The organism is Micromonospora sp. Mcm103, assembly GCF_024519755.1.
GTDB classification, from domain to species: Bacteria; Actinomycetota; Actinomycetes; order Mycobacteriales; family Micromonosporaceae; genus Micromonospora; species Micromonospora aurantiaca.
Map to the genome: position 1 here is coordinate 43,677 of NZ_JALJRJ010000005.1, position 21,441 is coordinate 65,117.

Annotated in this window: 20 protein-coding genes; 8 read left to right on the top strand and 12 right to left on the bottom strand. The window is 72.9% G+C overall.

The window, feature by feature from the left end; all coding sequences use genetic code 11:
- Positions 1-11: 11 nt before the first annotated feature.
- The 6 genes from glmM to OC439_RS09205 form a co-directional block, all read right to left on the bottom strand.
- Positions 12-1,367 (bottom strand): phosphoglucosamine mutase, encoded by a 1,356-nt coding sequence (glmM, locus tag OC439_RS09180; protein WP_262013065.1) that lies wholly within the window; start codon positions 1,365-1,367, stop codon positions 12-14.
- 116 nt (positions 1,368-1,483) lie between these two features.
- A complete protein-coding gene (rpsI, locus tag OC439_RS09185; RefSeq protein WP_018784602.1) occupies positions 1,484-1,948 on the bottom strand; it encodes a 30S ribosomal protein S9 in 465 nt (154 codons plus the stop codon).
- Between the two features lie 20 nt (positions 1,949-1,968).
- Positions 1,969-2,412: a 50S ribosomal protein L13 gene (rplM, locus tag OC439_RS09190; protein ID WP_013288574.1), complete on the bottom strand. Its 444-nt coding sequence runs from the start codon at positions 2,410-2,412 to the stop codon at positions 1,969-1,971.
- Between the two features lie 209 nt (positions 2,413-2,621).
- Positions 2,622-3,989, bottom strand: a complete 1,368-nt coding sequence (locus OC439_RS09195) for an MFS transporter (protein WP_262013066.1) — start codon at positions 3,987-3,989, stop codon at positions 2,622-2,624.
- A gap of 122 nt (positions 3,990-4,111) precedes the next feature.
- Positions 4,112-4,405, bottom strand: coding sequence for a type II toxin-antitoxin system PemK/MazF family toxin (locus tag OC439_RS09200; RefSeq protein ID WP_091426307.1), 294 nt, complete (start codon positions 4,403-4,405; stop codon positions 4,112-4,114).
- On the bottom strand, positions 4,395-4,652 hold the full coding sequence (locus OC439_RS09205) for a DUF6364 family protein (RefSeq protein WP_030269378.1): 258 nt from the start codon (positions 4,650-4,652) through the stop codon (positions 4,395-4,397). Before OC439_RS09205 ends, OC439_RS09200 begins: the two co-directional genes overlap by 11 nt.
- A 170-nt stretch (positions 4,653-4,822) precedes the next feature.
- Here OC439_RS09205 and OC439_RS09210 point away from each other — a divergent pair, with 170 nt between their 5' ends.
- Positions 4,823-5,290 carry a helix-turn-helix domain-containing protein gene (locus tag OC439_RS09210; protein ID WP_262013067.1) on the top strand — a complete coding sequence of 156 codons (468 nt, stop codon included), beginning with the start codon at positions 4,823-4,825 and terminating at the stop codon, positions 5,288-5,290.
- A gap of 40 nt (positions 5,291-5,330) precedes the next feature.
- Positions 5,331-5,930 (top strand): PIN domain-containing protein, encoded by a 600-nt coding sequence (locus OC439_RS09215; RefSeq protein WP_262013068.1) that lies wholly within the window; start codon positions 5,331-5,333, stop codon positions 5,928-5,930.
- Here the strand turns inward: OC439_RS09215 and OC439_RS09220 are convergent.
- Positions 5,903-6,613: a class I SAM-dependent methyltransferase gene (locus tag OC439_RS09220; RefSeq protein WP_262013069.1), complete on the bottom strand. Its 711-nt coding sequence runs from the start codon at positions 6,611-6,613 to the stop codon at positions 5,903-5,905. The genes OC439_RS09215 and OC439_RS09220 overlap by 28 nt on opposite strands.
- A 146-nt stretch (positions 6,614-6,759) precedes the next feature.
- Between OC439_RS09220 and OC439_RS09225 the strand changes: the two genes are divergently transcribed.
- From OC439_RS09225 to OC439_RS09245, 5 genes are read left to right on the top strand one after another with little or no spacing between them, the layout of a single operon-like run.
- On the top strand, positions 6,760-8,871 hold the full coding sequence (locus tag OC439_RS09225) for a molybdopterin oxidoreductase family protein (protein ID WP_262013070.1): 2,112 nt from the start codon (positions 6,760-6,762) through the stop codon (positions 8,869-8,871).
- Positions 8,868-10,343, top strand: coding sequence for an FAD-dependent oxidoreductase (locus OC439_RS09230; RefSeq protein ID WP_262013071.1), 1,476 nt, complete (start codon positions 8,868-8,870; stop codon positions 10,341-10,343). The genes OC439_RS09225 and OC439_RS09230 overlap by 4 nt, the downstream gene beginning before the upstream one ends.
- Entirely contained in the window at positions 10,340-12,862 is a 2,523-nt protein-coding gene (gene nirB / locus OC439_RS09235) for a nitrite reductase large subunit NirB (protein ID WP_262013072.1), read from the top strand. Before OC439_RS09230 ends, nirB begins: the two co-directional genes overlap by 4 nt.
- Positions 12,859-13,206 carry a nitrite reductase small subunit NirD gene (gene nirD, locus OC439_RS09240; RefSeq protein ID WP_262013073.1) on the top strand — a complete coding sequence of 116 codons (348 nt, stop codon included), beginning with the start codon at positions 12,859-12,861 and terminating at the stop codon, positions 13,204-13,206. Before nirB ends, nirD begins: the two co-directional genes overlap by 4 nt.
- Complete coding sequence (locus OC439_RS09245; protein WP_194801405.1) at positions 13,206-14,294, top strand: uroporphyrinogen-III synthase; 1,089 nt, start codon at positions 13,206-13,208, stop codon at positions 14,292-14,294. The genes nirD and OC439_RS09245 overlap by 1 nt, the downstream gene beginning before the upstream one ends.
- An 11-nt stretch (positions 14,295-14,305) precedes the next feature.
- Here OC439_RS09245 and OC439_RS09250 read toward each other — a convergent pair whose 3' ends face one another.
- From OC439_RS09250 to OC439_RS09265, 4 genes are all read right to left on the bottom strand, one after another.
- On the bottom strand, positions 14,306-14,923 hold the full coding sequence (locus tag OC439_RS09250) for a GTP-binding protein (protein ID WP_013288586.1): 618 nt from the start codon (positions 14,921-14,923) through the stop codon (positions 14,306-14,308).
- Positions 14,904-15,266: a DUF742 domain-containing protein gene (locus OC439_RS09255; protein WP_013288587.1), complete on the bottom strand. Its 363-nt coding sequence runs from the start codon at positions 15,264-15,266 to the stop codon at positions 14,904-14,906. Before OC439_RS09255 ends, OC439_RS09250 begins: the two co-directional genes overlap by 20 nt.
- 62 nt (positions 15,267-15,328) lie before the next feature.
- Positions 15,329-15,736, bottom strand: a complete 408-nt coding sequence (locus OC439_RS09260; RefSeq protein WP_013288588.1) for a roadblock/LC7 domain-containing protein — start codon at positions 15,734-15,736, stop codon at positions 15,329-15,331.
- Entirely contained in the window at positions 15,733-18,792 is a 3,060-nt protein-coding gene (locus OC439_RS09265; RefSeq protein WP_262013074.1) for a nitrate- and nitrite sensing domain-containing protein, read from the bottom strand. The genes OC439_RS09260 and OC439_RS09265 overlap by 4 nt, the downstream gene beginning before the upstream one ends.
- A 447-nt stretch (positions 18,793-19,239) precedes the next feature.
- Between OC439_RS09265 and OC439_RS09270 the strand changes: the two genes are divergently transcribed.
- Complete coding sequence (locus tag OC439_RS09270; RefSeq protein ID WP_262013075.1) at positions 19,240-20,421, top strand: ABC transporter substrate-binding protein; 1,182 nt, start codon at positions 19,240-19,242, stop codon at positions 20,419-20,421.
- A gap of 169 nt (positions 20,422-20,590) precedes the next feature.
- Here the strand turns inward: OC439_RS09270 and OC439_RS09275 are convergent, their stop codons facing one another.
- Positions 20,591-21,388, bottom strand: coding sequence for an ABC transporter permease (locus OC439_RS09275; protein ID WP_262013265.1), 798 nt, complete (start codon positions 21,386-21,388; stop codon positions 20,591-20,593).
- Positions 21,389-21,441 lie beyond the last annotated feature (53 nt).

The window sequence follows — 21,441 nt, forward strand, 5'->3', positions numbered from 1 at the left end:
GGCGGCGTGGCTCAGGCGACCGGGCTCGCGGTCCGCACGTGCTCGGCGATGCGCTCGGCGACCTCGCGCGCGGTGTCCTCGGTGGCCGCCTCGACCATGACCCGTACCAGCGGCTCGGTGCCGGACGGGCGCAGCAGCACCCGGCCGGTCTCGCCCAGCTCGGCCTCGGCGCGCTCGACCTCGGCCCGGACGGCCGGTGCGGCGGCGCCGACGGTACGGTCCCCGACCGGCACGTTGATCAGCACCTGGGGCAGCTTGGTGACCACGGCGGCCAGCTCGGCCAGCGAGGTGCCGGTGGCGGCCATCCGCGCCATCAGGTGCAGGCCGGTCAGCACGCCGTCGCCGGTGGTGGCGTACGCGGGCAGCACGATGTGACCGCTCTGCTCGCCGCCGAGCGCCAGGCCGGAGGCGCGCAGCTCCTCCAGCACGTACCGGTCACCGACCTTGGTCTCGACCAGCCGGATGCCGTGCTCGGACATGGCCAGGCGGAGACCGAGGTTGCTCATCACGGTGGCGACCAGGGTGTCCTGGGTCAGCTCGCCGGCGTCCCGCATGGCCAGCGCGAGGATCGCCATGACCTGGTCGCCGTCGACCTCGTCGCCGTCGGCGGTGACCGCGACGCAGCGGTCGGCATCGCCGTCGTGGGCGATGCCGAGGTGGGCGCCGTGCTCGACCACCGCGGCGCGCAGCGCCTCGATGTGGTTCGAGCCGCACTCGTCGTTGATGTTGAGCCCGTCCGGCTCGGCGTGGATGGCGATCACCTCGGCGCCGGCCTCCCGGTAGGCGACCGGGGCGACGTCGGCGGCCGCGCCGTTGGCGCAGTCGACCACGACCTTGATCCCGTCGAGGCGGTGCGGCACGGTGCCGATCAGGTGCTGCACGTAGTGGTCGGCGCCGTCGAGCAGGTCGTGCACGCGGCCGACACCGGCGCCGACGGGACGCTTCCACGCGGTGGTGGCGTTCGCCTTCACCGCCTCCTCGATCCGCATCTCGATCTCGTCGGGCAGCTTGTGCCCGCCGGCGGCGAACAGCTTGATGCCGTTGTCCGGCATCGGGTTGTGCGAGGCGGAGAGCATCACGCCCAGGTCGGCCTTGGCCTCGGCGGTGAGGAACGCCACCGCCGGGGTCGGCAGCACGCCGACCCGGACCACGTTGGCGCCGGCGCTGGTGAGCCCGGCGACCACCGCCGCCTCCAGCATCTCGCCGCTGGCCCGGGTGTCCCGGCCGACCACCGCGAGCGGCGGATGGCTCTTGTCGGTCTCGGCCAGCGTGTGGGCCGCGGCCACCGCGACCGCAAGCGCCAACTCCGGGGTGAGATCCGCGTTCGCCCGCCCGCGTACGCCGTCCGTGCCGAACAACCGGCCCATACCCGCCAACCTCCGTGGAACTGCCGATGAGAGGAGAAACGCGGAACGGCCGGTCCGCCTCCCGGATGGGGGAGGCGAACCGGCCGTCCGTCAGAAGTACAAGACGCTTGTGATGATCAGCGCTTCGAGTACTGGGGAGCCTTGCGGGCCTTCTTGAGGCCGTACTTCTTGCTCTCCTTGACCCGGGCGTCACGGGTCAGGAAGCCGGCCTTCTTCAGGGCCGGGCGGTCGTCGGGCTCGCTGACGATCAGCGCCCGGGCGATGGCGAGCCGCAGCGCGCCGGCCTGGCCGGTGGTGCCGCCGCCACGCAGGTTGGCGATCACGTCGAACGCCTCGGGCTTCTCGGCGGTGACCAGCGGGTCCTTGATGAGCTGCTGGTGCACCTTGCTCGGGAAGTAGGCCTCGAGGTCGCGGCCGTTGCAGGTGATCTTGCCGGTGCCCGGAACGATCCGAACCCGGACGATGGCTTCCTTGCGCCGACCCACGGTCTGGATCGGGCGGTCACCACGGGGCGCGCGCGCGACGGGCGCCGGCGCCTCGGTGGCCTCGGGGGCGACCTCGGTGGCGGTGATGTCGGTCATGCTGCTTCCTTCGCCCGCGCTCACTGCGCGATCTGCTTGATCTCGAACGGCACCGGCTGCTGCGCGGTGTGCGGGTGCTCGGCACCGGCGTAGACCTTCAGCTTCTTGAGAAGCTGACGGCCCAGCTTGTTGTGCGGGAGCATGCCCTTCACGGCCAGCTCGATGGCCCGCTCGGGCCGCTTGGTCAGCAGCTCGTCGTAGCCGACCCGCTTCAGACCACCCGGGTAACCGGAGTGGCGGTAAGCGACCTTGGTCTGGCGCTTGTTGCCGGTCAGCGCGACCTTGCCCGCGTTCACGATGACGACGAAGTCGCCCGTGTCGACGTGCGGCGCGAAAGTCGGCTTGTGCTTGCCACGCAGGAGCGTGGCGGCGTGGGTCGCCAGGCGGCCCAGCACGACATCAGAGGCGTCGATGACGTGCCACTGACGCTCGATCTCACCCGGCTTCGGGCTGTACGTACGCACAGGTCTACCTTGTCTCGTCGTCGGTCTGGGGTCGCGCGCCGAGGTGACCAGGAGTACCCAGCCGGACCAGCGCGCACGAACGACCAAGCGTACCTGATGCGGCACGCCTAAGAATGTCGTACAACAGCAGGCAACGATACCCGGCCGCCCGGCGGCAGGTCAAAACGGGGTCGCGCCGCGCGTGGCCTGCGGATTCGTCATGGCACAGGTCACACGCCGACCAGCGTACGCGGCCCGGGACGCAGGTAGACCACCCAGGTCACCAGGAAACAGAGCGCGTACCAGCCAATGAAGGCCAGGTAGGCGGCGTCGGCGGTGCCGGAGGCCAGGAACGACTGCCGGAACGCCACGTTCACCAGCACCCCACCCGAGGCCCCGACCGCCCCGGCGATCCCGATCACCGCGCCGGACAGGCGCCGGGCCCGCCGCTGCGCCGCCTCCGGGTCGCCGGTCAGCTCACTCTCCGCGACGGCCCGGGCCCGGAAGATCGCCGGGATCATCTTGTACGTCGAGCCGTTGCCGATCCCGGAGAAGACGAACAGCGCCAGGAACCCGGCCAGGTAGAGCGGGAACGAGCGCTCCCGGGCCGCGTACAGCACCAGACCGGCGCCGGCGGCCATCGCCACGAAGTTCCAGAACGTGACCCGGGCCCCGCCCAGCCGGTCGGCGAGCTGACCGCCGACGGGCCGGATCAGCGACCCGATCAGCGGGCCGAGGAAGGTCAGCCAGGCCGCGTCAACGGGCGTCGGGAACCGGTCGTGGAACTGGAGCTGGAGCACCTGGCCGAAGGCGAACCCGAAGCCGATGAACGAGCCGAACGTGCCGACGTAGAGCAGCGACATCACCCAGGTGTGCGGGTCGCGGGCCGCCGCGCGCAGCGCGCCCGGCTCGTTGCGCGCCCCCGGCACGTTGTCCAGCCACCGGGCCGCGGCGAGCGCGGCCAGCACGATCAGCGGCAGGTAGACCGCCGGCACGAGCCGGGGGTACGCGGCGCCCGCGGTCGCCAGCACCGCCAGCCCCACCAGTTGCACCGCTGGTACGCCCAGGTTGCCGCCGCCGGCGTTGAGCCCCAGCGCCCGGCCCTTGAGCCGCTCCGGGAAGAACAGGTTGATGTTCGCCATCGACGAGGCGAAGTTGCCGCCGCCGACGCCGGACAGGCAGGCCAGCACCATCAGCGTGGCGTACGACACCCCGGGCTCGATCAGCACCGCCATCGGCACCGCCGGCACGAGCAGCAGCAACGCGCTCACGATGGTCCAGTTCCGGCCGCCGAAGCGGGCCACCGCCAGCGTGTACGGCAGCCGCAGCACCGCCCCCAGCGCGGCCGGTACGGCGGTGAGCAGGAACTTCCCGGCCGGGTCGATGCCGTACTCGGGGCCCAGGAACAGCACCGTGACGGACCAGAGGCTCCACACGGAGAAGCCGACGTGCTCGGCGAAGATCGAGACGTACAGGTTGCGCCGGGCCACCCGGGCGCCGCCGGCCGCCCAGAACGCCGGGTCCTCCGGCCGCCATTCGGTGAGCCGGCCGGCGGTGGTGGCCGGCGGCGTCGTGGGTGCGGAAACGAGCGTGCTCACGGGCCACTCCTCCTCGTCGATGACGAGGCGACGCTGTCAGCCGGTGGTTTCCCGGGCGTGCCCCGCGCGCGTCGGCTCGGCAACGGAGATCGCACGTCCGCCGGAGCGCGCCGGTGAGGCGGTCACAGCTCCTGGAGGATCCGCAGCGCCCGGCCGACCCGCTGCATGGTCTCGGTGTCGGCCACGTCCACGCACTCGGTGAACCACTTCTTCATCGGTGAGGAGATGCGGTCGGGCATCACCACGTACGCGCCCATCCGCACGGCGAGCGGCGAGTCGCGCAGCAGCGACTCCTCCACCACCTCGGCCACGATCACGATGGGTACCGCAGTGGCGTTGTAGACGTCGGAGCTGATCACCAGACCGAACCGTTCCCGGGCGCCGGAGATGCGCCAGACCTCGCCCCTACGCAGCACGCGGGCGCCCGCCGAACAGGGCGTCGTCGACGAGCGCGACTTCCTGGGCGTCGGCCAGGGCGGCGGCTTCCAGGTCCAGACCGGCCCGGCCGACCGCGTCGGCGTGCGCGGTGAAGACCTCGCGCAGCGCCTTCTCCCGGGCGGCCTGGTCCATCCAGGCGGAGAGGGAGAGCCCTTCCCGCTTGGCGAACCGGCGCGCCTCCTCGATCGTCTCGTCGGAGAACGACAGCGTCACCTTGGCGGTCATGCCGGGAAGACTACCCACCGGTATGACCACCAGTCATCCTCGTCCCCACCGATCGGGGATTAGGACATCGACAGGTGAAACAACCGAAGTCGGTTGCGGATATTGCACTTGGAGGTGACGATGGAGTTAGTCCGAACGGTTAGGACGCACATCTGCCCCAGGGAGCCGTCATGAGCCTCAGCACCGGCGTGGCCGCCTCGGTCATGCCCACCGAGGGAGCGGAGCGCCAGAAGGCGGCCGCCATGGAGGAGTTCCTCGTGCGGCACCCCCTCGCTGCGGGCGAAGGCGTGGCCCGACTCGTCTCGGCGGACGGTGAAGAGGTCGAGGTTCCCGCCCAGATGTTCGACGTCCTCCATCAGATCTCGGCGATGCTCGCCCGCGGCGACGGCGTCGCGATCAGCGCCATCTCCCGCGAACTGACGACGACCGAGGCGGCGAAGCTGCTCGGCATGTCCCGCCCCACACTCGTCCGCCTCCTGGAGAACGGGTCTATCGCGTCGCACCGGGTCGGCAGCCACCGACGCCTCTTCCTCCGCGACGTCCTCGCATTCCGGCAACGACAGATGGAAGAGCGACGGAAGTCGTACGAGGCCCTGATGTGGGAGTCCGACGCGCTGGGTTTCACCGACGACGTGTAGTTCCGGGCCCGGCCAGTGGGCGCTGGGTAGGGTGTCCACTGTGATCCCCAGCGCCCCACTGGTGTTCCTGGACGCGAACATTCTCTATTCCAGGACCCTTCGCGACTGGATCAGCCTTCTCGCGCTCGAAGGCGACTGCGCCGTCTTCGATCTGCGGTACAGCGAGGACGTTCTGGCGGAATGGATGTATCGCCTGCGCCGTAAGCGGCCCGAGCATTCCGAGCAGGCGATCGGCGGCCAGCGACGCCGCTTCGTCCAGGCGTTCCCGTACGGCCTCGTCACCGGCTATTCGCCGAACGACGTCCCGTGCCCGCCGGACCCGGACGACCGGCACGTGCTGGCCGCCGCCGTGCACAGCCGCGCCGACATCCTGGTGACCGACGACCGGCGCGCCTTTCCGCCGGAATGCGTACGGGAATCGCTGTCGGTCCGCACCGGCGACGAGTTCCTCAACTGGGTGGCCGACCGTTCGATGCCTCTGGTCATGAGGACGTTGGTGTGGCAGATCGACTACTACCGGCGCAGCCTGGTCGCCGAGGACAAGGACGCGGCCGAACTGATCGCCCATCTACGGAAGGCCGGCGCGCCCCGTTTCGCCGATCGGCTCGAGAATCACCTCGCCGAACCGTCCGGCCGCTGACCGCCGAAGACCGCGAAACGCCACTCCTTGAAGAAGCAGTCCACGTCCACCAGGCCCGCCTCGGTCAGCCACCGGCACTGGTCTGCCACCGGGGCCGGCCGGTCGTGCCGCATCCGCTCCCGGGCGCCGGCGATCTCCTCGGCGTCGGAGCCCAGCTCGGTGATCCGCGCCGTCCACACCTCGTCGTAGCGGCGGTCCAGCGCGGGGGTGGGCCCGGCCACCTGCTCGGCGTTGACGAACACCCCGCCGGGGACGAGCGCGTCGGCGGCCCGCTTGTACAGCGCACGCTTGCCCTCGTCGTCGAGGTGGTGGATGGCCAGCGCGGACACCACCGCGTCGTACCGGCCGGCGGGCAGCGGGCCGGCCAGGTCGGCGTGGACCGTGCGGTGCGCCACGCCGCGTTCCTCCAGGTGTCCGGCGGCCACCGCGAGCATGCCGGGGGGACCGTCCACGAGCGTCAGGTGGACCCCGGGGACGGCCGCGGTCAGCAGCAGGGACAGCAGGCCGGTGCCCGCGCCCAGGTCCAGCACCTCGGGGGTACGCCCGGCGGCGAGCGCGGCGCGCAGCGGGGGTGCGGCCACCTCGACAGCGGTGCCGTAGAAGGCGTCGAAGCAGGGCACCAGGCGGCGTCGGGCCTGGTCGTAGCTGCCGGCCACCGCGTCGAACGCGTCCGCCACGCTCATCATGCCTCCCGATATATGAGATTTTCGTCCCACATTCTAAGCCCTACGGAACGTCTCGTCACCCGCGTGCGGTGTGAAGCGCTCGTGACAGGACCGAAACAGAGCAGACCCGGACCGGAAACCGCCCGACGGCACGCTTTTCCGACATGACAGACGGTGCACGCACGGCGACGCGAACGGGGTCACGCCCCGCCGAGGCCGCCACGCACTGCCCGTACTGCGCCTTGCAGTGCGGCATGGTGCTGCGCGCCACCGGCGACGGTGTCGAGGTCGGCGCCCGCGACTTCCCCACCAACCGGGGCGGGCTGTGCCAGAAGGGCTGGACCGCCGCCGACCTGCTCGACCACCCGGACCGGCTCACCACCCCGCTGCTGCGCGACCGGCCCGGCGGCGAGCTGCGCCCGGCGACCTGGGACGAGGCGCTCGACCGTGTCGCCGCCGGGGTCCGGGACGTGCAGCACCGGCACGGGCCGGACGCGGTGGCGGTCTTCGGTGGCGGCGGCCTCACCAACGAGAAGGCGTACGCGCTGGGCCGCTTCGCGCGGGTGACGCTGCGGACCCGGCACATCGACTACAACGGTCGCTGGTGCATGTCGTCGGCCGCCGCGGCCGGGAACCGGGCGTTCGGGATCGACAGGGGACTGCCGTTCCCGCTCGCGGACCTCGGCCACGCGGACACGTTGCTGCTGGTCGGCGCGAACCCGGCCGAGACCATGCCGCCGCTGATGCGGCACGTCGCCGACCTGCGGGAACGCGGCGGCCGGCTGATCGTTGTCGACCCGCGCGCCACCGCCACCGCCCGGCAGGCCGACCTGCACCTGCAACCCCTGCCCGGCACCGACCTCGCGGTGGCGAACGCGCTGCTGCACATCGCGCTCACCGAGGGCTGGCTGGACCGGTCGTACGTGGCGGAGCGGACCACCGGCTTCGACGACGTCCGGCGGACGGTGGCCGGCTACTGGCCGGCGGAGGTGGAACGGCTCTCCGGCGTGCCGGTGGCCGACCTGTACGCGACCGCCCGCGCGCTCGCCACAGTGGACCGCGCGGTCATTCTCACCGCTCGGGGGGCCGAGCAGCACGCCAAGGGCGTCGACACGGTCACCGCCTTCATCAACCTGGCGCTGGCCCTGGGCCTGCCCGGCCGCCCCGGTTCGGGTTACGGCTGCCTGACCGGGCAGGGCAACGGGCAGGGCGGCCGGGAACACGGGCAGAAGGCCGATCAGCTCCCCGGCTACCGGCGCATCGACGACCCGGCGGCCCGCGAGCACGTCGCCGGGGTGTGGGGCGTCGAACCGGACTCGCTACCCGGGCCGGGGGTGCCGGCGTACCAGCTCCTGGACGCGCTCGGCACGCCGTCCGGCGCGCGGGCGCTGCTGGTGTTCGGTTCCAACCCGGTCGTGTCCGCGCCCCGCGCCGCGCGGGTCGAGTCCCGGCTGCGCGCCCTGGACCTGCTCGTGGTGGCGGACTTCGTCCGTTCCGAGACGGCCGAGCTGGCCGACGTGGTGCTGCCGGTCGCCCAGTGGGCCGAGGAGGACGGCACGATGACCAATCTGGAGGGCCGGGTGCTGCGCCGCCGCGCGCTGCGCGAGCCACCGGCCGGGGTCCGTACCGAGCTGGAGATCCTCGCCGCGCTCGCCGCACGGCTGATCGGGGACGGAACGCCGCTGCCGGCCGACCCGCGCGAGGTGTTCGCGGAGCTGGGCCGGGCCTCGTCCGGCGGGCCGGCCGACTACGCCGGGATCACCTGGGACCGGATCGACGCCGACACCGGCGTCTTCTGGCCCTGCCCGGACCGGGACGGCCCGGACACGCCCCGGCTGTTCGCCGACCGCTTCCCCACCCCGGACGGCCGCGCCCGGTTCCATCCGGTGACCCACCGGCCGGCCGCCGAGCCGGTGTGCGCCGACTACCCGCTGCACTTCACCACCGGCCGGGTGCTGGCTCAATACCAATCCGGCGCGCAGACCCGGCGGGTGGCCGCCTTGCGCCGCGCCGCACCGGGCGGCTTCGTCGAGCTGCACCCGGACCTGGCAGCACGGATCGGCGTGACCGAGGGGGCACCGGTACGTGTGGTCTCCCGCCGGGGTGAGTTGTGCGCACCGGCCCGGCTCAGCACGGCGATCCGGCCGGACACCGTCTTCGCGCCGTTCCACTGGCCCGGCGCGCAACGCGCCAACTCGGTCACCAACGACGCGCTCGACCCGGTCTCCGGGATGCCCGAGTTCAAGATCTGCGCGGTCCGGGTGGAGCCGGCATGAACGAACGCATAGTCGTCGTCGGCTACGGCATGGCCGGCGCCCGGCTCGCCGCCGAGCTGCACGCACGCGGCGGAAACCGGCGGATCACCGTGCTCGGGGCGGAGCCGCACCGCGCGTACAACCGGATCATGCTCTCCACGCTGCTCGCCGGACGCATCGGCGAGCCGGACGTCGAGCTGGTCGAAGCCGTCGGGCCGGGCGTCGAGGTCCGCACCGGCGCGGCCGTCACCGCCGTGGACCGGGCCGCCGGCGAGGTGGTCACCGACGACGGCGAACGGCACGGGTACGACCACCTGGTGCTCGCCACCGGCAGCCGGGCCGTGGTGCCGCCGCTGCCCGGCCTCGCCCCGCTGCCCGAGCGGGTCGTCCCGTTCCGCACGCTCGGCGACTGCCGGCGGATCCTCGCCGCCGCCGAGGGCGCGCGGCGCGTGATCGTGCTCGGGGGCGGGCTGCTGGGTCTGGAGGCGGCCCGGGGGCTGGCCGCCCGGGCGCTCGACGTGACTGTGGTCCACCCGGTCGGACACCTGATGGAACGCCAGCTCGACCCGCCGGCCGGCGCGGTCCTCGCGGGCACGCTCGCCGGCCTGGGCGTCCGGTCCCGGCTCGGGGTGCCGGCCACCGCCGTGAGCGCCGGCGCCGGCGGCGTCCGCCTGCACCTGGGCGACGCCGAACCGCTCGACGCCGACCTGCTGGTGCTCTGCTGCGGGGTACGCCCCGACACCGCGCTCGCCGCGGCGGCCGGACTCGCCGTCGAGCGGGGCGTGGTGGTGGACGACCGGATGCGGACGAGCGACAGGCGGATCTCGGCGATCGGCGACTGCGCCCAGCACGACGGGACGCTGACCGGGCTCGTCGCGCCGGCCTGGGCGCAGGCCCGGGTGGTGGCCGACGTGCTGACCGGCGCGGACCCGCTGGCCCGGTACCGGCCCCGGCCGGCGGTGACCCGGCTCAAGGCGGCCGGCATCGACCTGGCCGCGATGGGCGACGTGGACGGGACCGGCGACCCGGACGGGCCGCCGGTCGAGGAGCTGACCTTCGCCGACCCGGCCCGGGGCACATACGCCCGGCTGCGCATCCGGGACGAGCGGCTGACCGGCGCGATCCTGCTCGGCGACAACCCGGCGGTCGGCACCGTGGTGCAGCTGTTCGACAGGGGCGCGCCGGTGCCGGCGGACCGGCGCTCGCTGCTGCTCGGCCGGGCGTTCGGCGAGGCGCCGGCCGGACCTGCCGCGTCACCGGCGCTGATGCCGGACGCCGCGACAGTGTGCCGGTGCAACGACGTGAGCAAGGGCGCGCTGGTGGCGTGCTGGCGGGCGGGCGCCCGGACGGCGGCGGAGCTGTCCGCGGCGACCCGGGCCGCCACCGGCTGCGGCAGCTGCCGGGACGCGGTGGCCGGCATCGCCGCCTGGCTCGCCGAGGCGGATCCGTCCACAACCGACGAGGTACGCGAGACGGTGGAGGTCATGTCATGAGCGAGCGGCTGGTCGTCGTCGGCAACGGCATGGTGGGGCAGCGCTTCGTCGAGGCGCTGCGGGCCCGGGACACCGACGGACGGTGGCGGGTCACGGTGCTCGCCGAGGAACGGCGCGCGGCGTACGACCGGGTGCGGCTCTCGGCCGTCTTCGACGGGGTGGACGCCGGCGAACTGAACCTGCACACCCCCGACGCCGGAGTGGACCTGCGACTGGGTGAACCGGCCACCGGCGTCGACCGGGCACGGCGGGTGGTGACCACTGCCTCCGGCGAGTACCCGTACGACGCGCTGGTGCTGGCCACCGGCTCGTACGCGTTCGTGCCGCCGGTCGACGGCACCGATCTACCAGGCGTCTTCGTCTACCGGACGCTGGACGACCTGGCCGCGATCCGGGAGCACGCCCGGGGCCGCCGTACCGGGGCGGTGATCGGTGGCGGGCTGCTCGGGCTGGAGGCGGCGAACGCGCTGCGGCTGCTCGGGCTCGCCACCAGCGTGGTCGAGTTCGCGCCCCGGCTCATGCCGGTGCAGGTGGACGAGGCGGGCGGCGCGATGCTCCGGCGGTACGTCGAGGAGCTGGGCGTCACGCCGTACCTCGGGGTGGCAACCACGGCGCTGCGCCCCGGCCCGGACGGCTCTGTGGCCGCGCTCGACCTGGCCGACGGCCGTGCGGTCGACGCGGAACTGGTGGTGGTGGCCGCCGGGATCCGGCCACGTGACGAGCTGGCCCGCGCGGCCGGGCTGCCGCTGGGCCCGCGCGGCGGGGTTCTGGTGGACGCGTCCTGCCGGACCGCCGACGAGCGGATCTGGGCGGTCGGCGAGTGCGCGGCGGTGGACGGGGTCTGCCACGGTCTGGTCGCGCCCGGGTACGCCACCGCCGAGGTGGTCGCGGACCGGCTGCTCGGCGGCGCGGCCACGTTCCCCGGCGCGGACACCGCCACGAAACTCAAGCTGCTCGGCGTGGACGTGGCCTCGTTCGGTGACGCGCACGGCGTCACCCCCGGCTGCCTCGACGTGACGTACACCGACCCGGCCACCCGCTCGTACGCGAAGCTGGTCCTCTCCGACGACGCGCGGACGCTGCTGGGCGGCGTGCTGGTCGGGGACGCGAGCGCGTACCCGGCGTTGCGCGCCAGTGTCGGCGGACCGCTGCCCGCTCCCCCGCTGGCGTTGCTGGCGCCGGCCGGCGGCGCGGGCGCCGGTGCGTGCGCGTTGCCCGCCGGCGCGCAGGTCTGCTCCTGCAACGCGGTGACCCGGGCCGACCTGGACGCGGCGATCGCCGGCGGGGCGACCGACGTGCCGGCGCTGAAGGCGTGCACCCGGGCCGGTACGAGCTGCGGCTCCTGCGTGCCGATGCTCAAGCAGCTGCTGGACGCCGCCGGGGTACGCCAGTCGACGGCGCTGTGCGAGCACTTCGACCACAGCCGGCAGGAGCTGTTCGACCTGATCCGGGTGCGGGGCGTCAGCACGTTCTCCCGGCTCGTCGCCGAGCACGGGCGCGGCAGCGGGTGCGACATCTGCAAGCCGGTGGTGGCCTCGATCCTGGCCTCGCTCGGCACCGGGCACGTGCTCGACGGCGAGCAGGCGTCGCTGCAGGACACCAACGACCACTTCCTGGCGAACCTGCAACGCGACGGCAGCTACTCGGTGGTGCCCCGGATCCCCGGCGGGGAGATCACCCCGGAGAAGCTGATCGCGATCGGCGAGGTGGCGCGCGACTTCCGGCTCTACACGAAGATCACCGGCGGGCAGCGGATCGACCTGTTCGGCGCGCGCGTCGACCAACTGCCGCAGATCTGGCGCCGGCTCGTCGACGCGGGCTTCGAGTCCGGCCACGCGTACGGCAAGGCGCTGCGCACCGTGAAGTCCTGTGTCGGCGACACCTGGTGCCGCTACGGCGTGCAGGACTCGGTGGGGCTCGCGGTCGCGCTGGAGCTGCGCTACCGGGGCCTGCGCGCGCCGCACAAGCTCAAGTCGGCCGTCTCCGGCTGCGCCCGCGAGTGCGCCGAGGCCCGGAGCAAGGACTTCGGCGTCATCGCCACCGAGACCGGCTGGAACCTGTACGTCGGCGGCAACGGCGGTTTTCGGCCCCGGCACGCCGACCTGTTCGCCACCGACCTGAGCACCGCGGAACTGGTGACAGTGATCGACCGGTTCCTCATGTACTACATCCGCACCGCCGACCGGTTGCAGCGCACGGCCGCCTGGATCGAGGCCATGGACGGCGGCCTGGACCACCTCCGGTCGGTGCTCGTGGACGACTCGCTCGGGCTCTGCGCCGACCTCGACGCGGCGATGGCCCGGCACGTCGCGAGCTACTCCGACGAGTGGCGCGACGTCCTGGAGGACCCGGACCGGCTGCGCCGATTCACCTCCTTCGTCAACGCGCCGGACGTACCCGACCCGTCCATCACGTTCACCCAGGAGCGGGGCCAGCCGGTGCCGGCCCGGGGCGCACCCCCGGACGGCGGACACCGTCGCCAGCCCGTCGTGCTGGGCCTGCCGGAGGTACGCCGATGAGCCCCGTCGTCACGCTGGACTGGACCCCGCTCTGCCCGCTGGACCGGCTCGACCCCGGCCGGGGCGTGGCCGCGCTCGTCGACGGCGTCCAGGTGGCGGTCTTCCGCACCGCGGACGGGCTGTACGCGGTGGACAACCTCGACCCGGTCGGCGGCGCGTACGTCATGTCCCGGGGCCTGGTCGGCAGCCGGGGTGGGGTGCCCACGCTCGCCTCGCCGCTGCACAAGCAGGTCTACGACCTCACCACGGGGCGGTGCCTGGATCTACCGGGCGTGACGCTGCGCCGGCATCCGGTGCGCTGCCGGGACGGCCTGGTCGAGGTGCGGCTACGGCAGGAGGAATGATGCGGGACGAGCTGGCCGGCTTCACCATCGGGGTCACCGCCGACCGGCGGCGCGACGAACTGGCCGCGCTGCTCCAGCGGCGTGGGGCGCGGGTGGTGCTCGCCCCGGCACTGCGGATCGTCCCGCTGGCCGACGACACGGACCTGCGTGAGGCCACCCGGGCCTGCCTGGAACAGCCGCCGGACGTGCTGATGGCGAACACCGGCATCGGCATGCGCGGCTGGCTGGAGGCGGCCGAGGGCTGGGGGCTGGCCGAGCCGCTGCGCAGCACGCTCGCCCGCGCGTACGTGGTGTCCCGCGGCCCCAAGGCGACCGGGGCGATCCGTGCCGCCGGGCTGCGCGAGCACTGGTCCCCGGACTCGGAGAGCTGCGATGAGGTGGTCGAGCACCTGGTCCGGCGCGGGGTGGCCGGCCAGGTGGTGGCGATGCAACTGCACGGCGAGCGGCAGCCCGAGTGCGCCGACGCACTGGTGGCGGCCGGTGCCACGGTGATCGAGGTGCCGGTGTACCGGTGGGCGCCGCCGGCCGACCCGGCGCCGCTGCACCGGCTCATCGACCTGGTGGCCGGGCGTCTCGTCGACGCCGTCACGTTCACCTCCGCTCCGGCGGCGGAGGCGCTGCTGCGGGCGGCCGGGGACCGTACCGAGACGGTGCTGGAGGCGCTGCGCGGCGACGTGCTGGCCGGGTGCGTCGGCACCGTCACCGCCGAGCCGCTGGTCCGCCGCGGGGTGCCGGTGAGCGCGCCGAGCCGGGCCCGGCTGGGCGCGCTGGTCCGCACCATCGTCGAGGAACTGCCCCGGCGTACCGTCTCGGTGAAGGCGGCCGGGCACGTGCTGACGCTGCGCGGGCACGCCGCGGTGGTGGACGGCGAGCTACGTCAGCTGGCGCCGGCGCCGATGGCGGTGCTGCGGGCGCTCGCCGCGTCACCGGGGAAGGTGCTCTCCCGCACCGCGCTGCTGCGGACGCTGCCGCGCGGCGCCGACGAGCACGCGGTGGAGATGGCTGTCGCCCGCCTGCGGGCCGGGCTGAAGGCGCCCCGCGTGGTGCAGACGGTGGTCAAGCGGGGGTACCGCCTGCGGGTCGACTGACCCGCAGGCGGTCAGCCCACAGAAGCCGGGTAGCCGTGCTCGGCCTGGAGGCGGAGCATGGCGTGCTCCACCACTGTGACCAGCACCTGCTTGACCGAGTCCCGCTGACGGGCGTCGCACAGGACCATCGGCACGTCCGGGGAGATGGCGAGCGCCTCCCGGACCTCCTCCAGCTCGTAGTGCGGCGCGTCGCCGAAGCGGTTCAACGCCACGACGTACGGCAGCTTGCGGTTCTCGAAGTAGTCCAGCGGCGCGAACGCGTCGGTGATCCGGCGGGTGTCCACGAGCACCGCCGCACCCACCGCGCCCCTGATGATCTCGTCCCACATGAACCAGAAGCGGGTCTGGCCCGGTGTGCCGAACAGGTAGAGGATCAGGTCCTCGGCCATGGTGATACGGCCGAAGTCCATGGCGACCGTGGTGGTCTCCTTGCCCGGCACCTTCGACGCGTCGTCGATGCCCACGCCGGCCGCGGTCATCAGCGCCTCGGTGGTCAGCGGCTGGATCTCGGAGATCGCCCCGACGAGCGTGGTCTTTCCCACGCCGAAGCCACCCGCGATCACGATCTTCGCGGAGATGATCTCCCGGCCGCGGTTCACCCCGTCGGGGTCATAGTTCGCGAAGTCCACTTAGCACCCTTCCAAGCAGGTTCATCCGCGCCGCGAAACCCGTCGCGGGAGCGGCAGTGTGTAGCGTCAGCAGGCCCTCGGCCACCATGTCGGCGACCAGCACCCGGGTGACGCCCAGCGGCATCCGGGTGTAAGCGGCGATTTCCGCAAGCGACTGCGCCCGGCCCTCACAGACCGAGGAGATGCGGTACTTGTCGTGCCCGGCGAAGCGTGCCTCGGCCGACTGCGTCGGCGTGCTCGACAGCACCGCTTCGAGCGCGATGTTCTGCAACGGCTCGGTGCGACCCCGGGTGACCGCGTACGGCCTCACCAGCGCGCCACGTGGATCACGTCGCGGGTCCATCTCGCGATCACCTCCCCTCGTTCGGAGCCGCACCGGCTCCGGTCGTCAGCTCCCCGCTCCGATCAGGACCGGACCGCGTCCCTCGGCAGCGGGACCAGTGCCTGGCCGACCCGCTCCACCAGCAGCGCCATCTCGTAACCCACCTGGCCGACGTCGCAGCTGCGCGCCGCGAGCACGGCCATCGACGAACCGTCGCTGATGGACATCAGGAACAGGTAGCCGCTGTCCATCTCGATCACGGTCTGCAGCACCCCGCCGGCGCTGAACATCCGCGCCGCGCCCTCGGTCAGGCTCACCACGCCGGAGGTGATCGCGGCGAGCTGGTCGGCCCGGTCGCCGGGCAGATCCCGCGAGGAGGCGAGCAGCAGCCCGTCCGCGGACACCGCCACCACGTGCGCGATGCCCGCGACGCTGTCGGCGAAGTTGGTGAGAAGCCACCCCATGTCCTGCATGGCCGCCGGCCTGTTCATCGGTTCGTCTCCTTGGTCGAGGTGCTGTTCAGGTCGGCGCCGGCCGTACGGCCCCGCTGGACGCCACGGTGGTAGGCGGAGAGCAGACCGCGTACCTCGTCCGGCGTGCGCCGGCTGCGGTCCCGGCCGCTCTTCGGCTCTATTCCGCCGGGCACGAGCTGGGCCTGCGGAACCCGCTTGGGCAGGCCGGAGCGGGTGGTCCCGCCGGTGGTGGGCTCCGCGGCACGGCTGGCCCGCGACCAGCCCTCGTCGGCCGCCGTACGCCAGGCCTCCGGGTCGATCGACGGCGCGGGCGCGGGTTCGGCGACGGGTGGTGCCGGGGGCGGCGTCGCGGCCGCCGGCGGCGTGGACGGGACCTCCGGCGGGCTGTACGCGGGCGGCGTCGTCGACGTGGTCAACCCCGACGCCTGGGCCCCCGGGGTACGGGTGGGCAGCTTCGGACGCGCCGACGCCGCGGGGGGCGCCACCGCCGGCTGTGCCGGTGCGGGCGGCTCGTCGAACGTGGGACGGGTGAAGATGGTGGTCTCGTCCTCTCCGTGCGAACGGAACCAGACCGCCTCCATCTCACGGAATATCGGCGCCTCGGCCCGCTGCTCGGGCCGGGCCACCACCGGCGTCGCCGGGGTGCTCTCCACCGCCGGCGCCGCGGCGAGCTGCTGGTAGGCCGGAGGTGCGGCCTGGGTCGCGGGCTGCGCCGACTCGACACCGGGCGTCCGCTTGGGCAGCGGGTCCAGCGCGGGGTACGCCACCGTCGGGCCACCGGCCGACCAGCCCGCTCCGGAGACCGGAGCCGGCGCGGCGGTGGCCGGCGCCGCGGCCACCGGGGCGGGCGCCGCCATGGTCGGCAGCGCACCCGTCGCCCCACCCAGCTGTACGGCGGGAGTGGTGTCGCGCGTCTCGGCGGGCGTCTGCCACCGGGACGGCGGGGCGGTGGTCGCCCCGTGCCACTGGTCGGCGAGCGTCGCGGTGGCAGCGCCCCGCCCGGCTCCGGCCAGCGCGTCTCCGGCGCCGACCTGGCTGAGCGGGGACTGCTCGACGGCGAGCGGCTGACGCGGCCGGGTCAGCGGGGCCTGGCCCCGGTTGGCCGGCAGCACCACTGTCGAGTTCGGCAGCGTGACCTGGGCGACCGTGCCGCCCTCGACGTTGCGGCGCAGCTCGACGCGGATCCCGTAGCGGGACGCGAGCCGGCTGACCACGGCCAGACCCATCAGCCGGAACGCGGCCACGTCGACGGTCGGCGGCGCGGCCAGGCGCCGGTTGAGCGAGTCGAGCTGGTCGTCGCTGAGGCCCAGACCGCGGTCCTCGATCTGGATCAGCACGTAGTCGCGGATCCGGCGGCCGTCGGCCACCACCGTGGTGTTCGGCGGCGAGAACCGGGTGGCGTTGTCGAGCAGCTCGGCGACCAGCCGGACGACGTCGTTCACAGCGTGCGCGGCCACCGAGATGTCGGTGTCGACGGTGCCGAACTCGATCCGGTTGTAGAGCTCGACCTCGGACTGCGCGGCGCGCAGCACGTCGACCAGGAGCGCGTCGTCGCGGCGCGGCACGGCCGAGTCGGCGCCGGCGAGCACCAGCAGGTTCTCGTCGTTGCGGCGCATCCGGGTGGCGAGGTGGTCCAGCTCGAACAGCTGTGCCAGCCGCTTCGGGTCCTCCTCGGACCGCTCGATCGCGTCCAGCTCGCCGATCATGCGGTCGACCAGGCTCTGCGAGCGGCGGGCCAGGTTGAGGAACATCGCCGAGACGCTCGTCCGCAGCGCGGCCTGTTCGGCCGCGACCCGGACCGCCTCGCGGTGGACCACGTTGAAGGCCACCGCCACCTGACCGACCTCGTCGCGGTTGCTCAGCTTGATCGGGTCCCGGACCTGCTGGACGATCTCGTCCACACCGCCGTCACCGATGGCGTTGACGTTCTGCAGCCGGCTCACCGCGTCCGGCAGGTCGTGGTTGGCCACGGCGAGCGCGCCCTCGCGCAGCCGGCGCAGCGAGTCGTTGAGCGAGCGGGCCAGCACCACGGCGAGCGTCACCGCTACCGCGAGCGTGAGCAGCACGAGCAGGCTCTCCACGATCGCCTGCCGGATCACATCGGCGCGTGCCTCGTCGGCGTCGGCCAGCATGTCGTCCAGGAGCTGGATCTCGGCCCACCGCATCAGGTCGTCGACCGCGCCGATGGCGGCGGACGCCTCGTCGCGGGTGACCAGCGCCTGACGACCGATGGACCGGGAGACGTCGCCGGCGACCCGGTCGGCGAGCTGGACGGCGTCACCGGAGACGGTGCGGTCCACCAGGGCCCGCTGGCCCGGCGTCGCGGTCCGGGAGAAGGTGAGCAGCGCCTCCTGCTGACCGGTGAGCGTGGCCACGAAGGACGAGAACTGCTCCTCGCCGACCTGCCCGCCGTCGAGGGCGGTGAAGGCCACCGCCTGCTCCTCGGCCACCTGGGCCTTGGCGTGGGCGAACGCGGCCACCGCGCGGCGGGCGTCGGCAAGGCTGTCCGCACCCGGCTGCTGGGCCAGCGCGTCGCTGTACGCGACCAGGTCGTCGAGCACGATGCCGTAGCGCAGGCTCGCCTCGGCCACCGGCATCTGCAGCCGGTCCAGCACCTCCTGGCGGGTGCCGTTCAACGTGGACAGGTGGGCGTCGATCACCTTGATCTGGTTGCTGATCGCGCCGGACACGTCGCCGAGCTTGCCCCGCTCGTCCTGGTACGCCGCGATGCGCTCGTCGGTCTGGCGCACCCGCAGGTTGTACGCGTCCGGCTTCTGGTTCGGGTCGGCCAGGAAGACCGCCGCCGCCATCCGCTCCTTGTGCAGGTCCTGGGTGAGCGCCGCGATGTCGACGGACACCGCGCTCAGCGACCGGATCCGGTCGGCCTCGTACGCGCCCTGACCGACCGAAACGAGTCGGATAGTTGCCAGTGCGATGACAGCGGCGACCGGAACGACCAGGATGAGGGCGAGCTTGGAGCGGATCCGCGCGTCGCGCAGCCTGGGCAGGCGCCGGCGCCGGTTCCGCTGTTCGGCGTTGGGGCTCCCGGGCAGGGTCGTAGGTCCGGTGCTCACGACATCGCCTCCGTCGTTTCTTCCACGCGCGACCCGCTGACCCGTGCCTGGTGCAGCGGCCAGCGCCACGCGCGGCACGGCCGCGATTTCATCAGACGAGATCCTGTTTGGGAAGCCGCAGTGAGGCAGGAAACGGTCGCGGCCGACGCATCCCGGGATCCGATCACCTAATACCTTCTTTTCTCCAACCCCCTGAACAGGGGATGTCACTCCAGAGTGGTCACGCGCATCTGTGCAGTAATTGTCAGTTAATGTTCCGTGTCCCCAGCATGTGGGATGGCTGTCCCGAAACAGCACTCGCCAGCCCGGCTTGACCACAGGCCCCGGCATTGGCAAGGTTTTGCAGGCTTCGCGCACACCGTACGGCAAACCAATCCCGTTCCTCCACTGAGGACGGACGAGCGGCGGTGATCGGGCGTCGGCCCGCGCCGCACCTGGAGGACTGAGTTGAGCCCCATCCGCTCCGCGAGCATCGCGGCGCTCGCATCGGCCGTGCTGGCCACCACGCTCACCGGCTGCGGGATCGGCGGGGAACCGCAGGACACCAGCCCGATCGTGATCGCCGCCGACCTGGAACTCTCCGGCGCGTCGGCGCCGGTCGGCAAGGTCTACCAACGGGCTCTGCAACTGAAGGTCGAGCAGTTGAACGCCTCCGGCGCCCTGGGCGGCCGGAAGATCGATCTGCGGGTCAAGGACAACCGCTCGGATGCCGCGGAATCCTTGCGGAACATCAATGATTTCAGCAGTGACTCGCGCGTGAGCGCGGTCATCATGGGCGGCTGCAACGAATGCGCCGTCGGCGCGGCCCGAACGATCGGCGAGAAGCGCATTCCGACGATCGCACTGGGGTCGTCCAGCGACATCACCGAGCCGGTGGCCGAGCGCCGATACGTCTTCAAGCTCGCCCCGAACGCCACCGACAGCGCCGCCGCGCTCGCCGCGGAACTGGAGCGGCGCGAGATCCGCAAGGTGGCGCTGCTGCACAGCGCCGAGGGTTACGGCCAGGAAGGGCTCGCCGCCCTGCGCCGCGAGCTGAGCAAGACCTCCGTGAAGCTGGTCGCCAACGAATCGGTGCGGGTCACCGACACCGAGGTCGGCACGCAGATCAACCAGCTGGTCACCCGCAAGCCGCAGGCACTGGTCCTGTGGACCACGCCGGAGCAGGCGATGCTCGCCGCCACCACGGCACGGCAGAGCAAGTTCCGCGGGTCGCTGTTCTTCGACGCCACGGCCGCCGGTGACCTCTTCCTGGGCCCCTCGGCCCGCTCCACCGACGAGGCCACGCTGATCTTCACCCAGACCATGGTGATCGACGACGTGATCGCCACCACCCCGGCCAAGGCCGCGCGGCGGCAGTGGTTCCAGGACTACACCGCCCGGTTCGGCGGCTACAACGGCTTCTCCTCGTTCGCGGCGGACGCGGTCCAGCTGATCGCCGACGCCGAGCTGCAGGCCGGCGGCGAGCCGGGCAAGGTCGACCGGGACGGGCTGCGCGACGTGCTGGAGACGTCGCAGCTCGACGGGCTCTCCGGGCCGATCCGGATGACGCCGGACAACCACTCCGGGCTGATGCCGCAGGCGTTGACGACGCTCGTGGCTCGTGGTGGGCGTTGGCGGCTCGCCGGCTGATTGCTTGGTTGCGGTGGGGGTGTGGCCCCACCGCAACCGGCTCCGGGCGGTCGAGCTTGATCCCTGCGCCGGTTGCGGTGGGGCCACACCTGCCGTGGGCGGCCAGCACCCGTGGGTTGAGATTCCCCTCTGGGTGCTCGGTCGACGCCGGGTGCTCTTGTCGGTGCTCTCAGCGGGCTGAGGTGGTGGCCCGCACCCAGGGCAGGGCCAGGCGCTCGACCAGGCTCAGCGCGGCGTAGAGCACGATGCTCATCAGCGCCACCAGCACGATCGCCGCCCACGCGGTAGCGGTGTCGCCGACGCCGTTGTACTGGAGGATCTGGTAACCCAGGCCCGGGCGGTCCGAGTAGAACTCCCCGATCACCGCGCCGATCGCGGCGAGCGGCATGGCCACCTTCAGACCGACGAAGATCTGCGGCAGCGCCGCCGGGAAGCGCACCTTGCGGAACGACTGCCACCACGAGGCGTTGAGCGACCGGCCCAGCTCCGCCAGATCCGCCGGGGTGGTGGTCAGCCCGGTCGCGGTGGAGAGCACGATCGGGAAGAAGCAGAGCAGGAACACCATGGTCAGGATCGGCTTCTGCCCCCAGCCCACGGCTACCACGAGCAGCGGCCCGAACGCGATCTTCGGGACCGCGTTCACCGCCACCAGCAGCGGCGCGAACATCCGTTCCACCCGGCTGGAGGCGGCCAGTGCCATCCCGATCAGCACCCCGGCCACCGACGAGAGCAGGAAGCCGAACACCGTCATCCAGGTGGTGATGCCCAGCGCGGGCAGCAGCACCTCGGTGGTGCCGGCGAGGGACTTCCCCACCGCCTGCGGCGGGGGCAGCGCGGCCGGGTGCACCAGGTTCAGGCCCGAGGTGACCAGCCACCAGGCCGCCACCGCGATCACCAGGCCGAGCGCCGGCAGCCCGACCGCCGCCGGGCGTACGGCGACCCCGCGCCGGACCGCCGGGCGCGGCAGCGCCTCCGGCCGGGCCTCGGTCGACTGTGTCAACGTGTCCTCCTCTCTGCGCC

What these genes read in the sequence shown, in the direction of transcription:
- glmM (WP_262013065.1), bottom strand. Translation starts at nt 1,367, where the DNA reads ATGGGCCGGTTGTTCGGCACGGACGGCGTACGCGGGCGGGCGAACGCG.
- rpsI (WP_018784602.1), bottom strand. Translation starts at nt 1,948, where the DNA reads ATGACCGACATCACCGCCACCGAGGTCGCCCCCGAGGCCACCGAGGCG.
- OC439_RS09205 (WP_030269378.1), bottom strand. Translation starts at nt 4,652, where the DNA reads ATGACCGCCAAGGTGACGCTGTCGTTCTCCGACGAGACGATCGAGGAG.
- OC439_RS09210 (WP_262013067.1), top strand. Translation starts at nt 4,823, where the DNA reads ATGAGCCTCAGCACCGGCGTGGCCGCCTCGGTCATGCCCACCGAGGGA.
- OC439_RS09220 (WP_262013069.1), bottom strand. Translation starts at nt 6,613, where the DNA reads ATGAGCGTGGCGGACGCGTTCGACGCGGTGGCCGGCAGCTACGACCAG.
- OC439_RS09225 (WP_262013070.1), top strand. Translation starts at nt 6,760, where the DNA reads ATGACAGACGGTGCACGCACGGCGACGCGAACGGGGTCACGCCCCGCC.
- OC439_RS09230 (WP_262013071.1), top strand. Translation starts at nt 8,868, where the DNA reads ATGAACGAACGCATAGTCGTCGTCGGCTACGGCATGGCCGGCGCCCGG.
- nirB (WP_262013072.1), top strand. Translation starts at nt 10,340, where the DNA reads ATGAGCGAGCGGCTGGTCGTCGTCGGCAACGGCATGGTGGGGCAGCGC.
- nirD (WP_262013073.1), top strand. Translation starts at nt 12,859, where the DNA reads ATGAGCCCCGTCGTCACGCTGGACTGGACCCCGCTCTGCCCGCTGGAC.
- OC439_RS09245 (WP_194801405.1), top strand. Translation starts at nt 13,206, where the DNA reads ATGCGGGACGAGCTGGCCGGCTTCACCATCGGGGTCACCGCCGACCGG.
- OC439_RS09255 (WP_013288587.1), bottom strand. Translation starts at nt 15,266, where the DNA reads ATGGACCCGCGACGTGATCCACGTGGCGCGCTGGTGAGGCCGTACGCG.
- OC439_RS09260 (WP_013288588.1), bottom strand. Translation starts at nt 15,736, where the DNA reads ATGAACAGGCCGGCGGCCATGCAGGACATGGGGTGGCTTCTCACCAAC.